Source organism: Kitasatospora putterlickiae, assembly GCF_039527695.1.
In the GTDB taxonomy this organism is placed as follows: Bacteria; Actinomycetota; Actinomycetes; order Streptomycetales; family Streptomycetaceae; genus Kitasatospora; species Kitasatospora putterlickiae.
This window is the reverse complement of sequence record NZ_BAAAKJ010000035.1, coordinates 1-1779: the sequence shown is the minus strand read 5'-3', so window position 1 is coordinate 1779 and position 1779 is coordinate 1. Positions and strand designations below refer to the sequence as shown.

1 protein-coding gene and 1 pseudogene are annotated in these 1779 nt (G+C 73.0%); one reads left to right on the top strand and one right to left on the bottom strand.

Annotated elements, in window-relative coordinates:
* Positions 1 to 34: 34 nt before the first annotated feature.
* Positions 35 to 1228: a trypsin-like serine peptidase gene (locus ABD308_RS04330; RefSeq protein ID WP_344325769.1), complete on the bottom strand. Its 1194-nt coding sequence runs from the start codon at positions 1226 to 1228 to the stop codon at positions 35 to 37.
* 328 nt (positions 1229 to 1556) lie between these two features.
* Between ABD308_RS04330 and ABD308_RS04325 the strand changes: the two are divergent.
* Positions 1557 to 1779 (top strand): annotated as a pseudogene (locus ABD308_RS04325) (hypothetical protein); the annotation flags it as partial.

The window sequence follows — 1779 nt, the reverse complement described above, 5'->3', positions numbered from 1 at the left end:
AGGGGGGACCGGGGCCCGTTCCGCTGCCCGGGGCCTACTTCTTCTTCTTCGAGATCCAGTCCAGCGCCTGCTTGGCGACCGTCTCCAGGTACGGCCCGCTCAGCGAGGTGTGGTCCTGGGTGCCGATCGAGGTGTTGGAGACCAGCGCCAGTTTGCCGTCCGGCATCGGCGCGAACCAGCCGCCGCCGCTGGAGCCCTGGGTCATGTCGCAGCCGATGGTGAGCATCGACGGGCGCTTCGCGTCGAAGGAGAGCCGGGTCGGCTTCCCGCCCTCGCACTTGTAGAGCTCCTGGCCGTCGAACGGCTTGTAGAGCGGGTAGCCGATCGCGCTGACGGCGAGCTTCTCGCGCGGCGCGTCGAACCAGACCGGGACGGCCCCGCCGACCGTCTCCTCCAGCGACTTGCCGGTGTCGGTCTGGTTGCTCACCCGCATGATCGCGAAGTCGTACTGGTTCGCCGCGTCACCGGTGCCGCCGCCCTCGACCAGCCACTGCGGCGAGGTCACCACGTCCTTGGCCCACCAGGTGCCGAGCGGCGCCAGCTCGGACAGCGGCGCCTTCCTGCCGCCGCTGGACGCGCCCGAGTTGTTGTACGCCGGGACGAAGACCAGGTCCTTGAAGTAGTTGCCGCCCTTGCCCGGGTGGACGCAGTGGCCGGCCGTCCAGACCAGGTTGCTCCTCCCCGGGTTCGCCGGGTCCTGGATCACGGTGGCCGAGCAGTTGCCGCGGCCGCCCTCGGCCGAGAAGAAGACCTTCCCGGAGGGCTGCTTGGTGTACGGGCGCGGCACCGTCACGGCCTTGACCACCGACGGCTCGGGGTCGGTGACGCCCGCGTCGTCGGCGGGCTTGGCGGTGGGCGGCGCCGGGTCGGCCGGCTTGGAGTCGCCCATCTTGTCCGGGTTCCAGAAGTCCTTGACGATCGGGTTGTTGAAGACGTGCTTGGACGCCCAGTTGTCCCAGTCCTCGAACTTCCACTTCGTCAGGTCGTCCCAGCTCTTCGGCAGGCCCTCCAGCAGGCCGGTCGGCAGGCCCGAGGGCAGGGTGATGCCGCCGATCACGCCACTGCCGCCCCCTGCGGCGGAGGCGGAGGCGGAAGCGGTGGTGCCGCCGGAGGGCGGCGTCGCGGCGGCGTCACCGCCCGAAGGCCCGTCCGGGCCGCAGGCGGTGACGGCGAACAGGGTCCCCGCGGCGAGGACCGCGGCCGCGGCTGACCGGTGGATCGCTGGCATGGTGCTGTCCCCCTGGGTAGTTCGGTGTGGGCGGCGGACCGCCGTCCTGGAGTCTGCCACTGGCCACCAGGACGGTCCCGGGCGGCCCCCGGGTTCCGGTCCCCGGCGAGGACCGCCGATCCGTGACCCGGCGACGCCGTCGGTCCGCTCGGCGGGTCCGCCTTCCCGCCCGCGCGGCGGACAATCACCGATCTTCACCCGGACGAGTGAGCGGTCCTTGTGATCACCCCTCAGGGATAGGTAACCCTTACCTGACGCGACGGTGTGAGCGCCCGCCGGTTCTCTCCACCCCCTGCGCGTCGGCACTCCACGCGCATCAAGGAGCAGCATGAGCACCGCCCTGACCGGAGCCCCGCCCCGACCCCCGGCCGGCCGGCCCGCCACCAGCGCGCCGCCGGCCCCGTCCGACCGGCTGCTCCACCCGGACCCGGTCGTCGCCGCCGAACAGGCCGCCCTGGAGGCCCTGCTGCGCTGCTGGGCCCGGGAGACCGGCGCCCTCCCCGGCCCCGACGGCCACCTGCGGATCGCCGTCCTCGGCGGCGCCGCCCGCG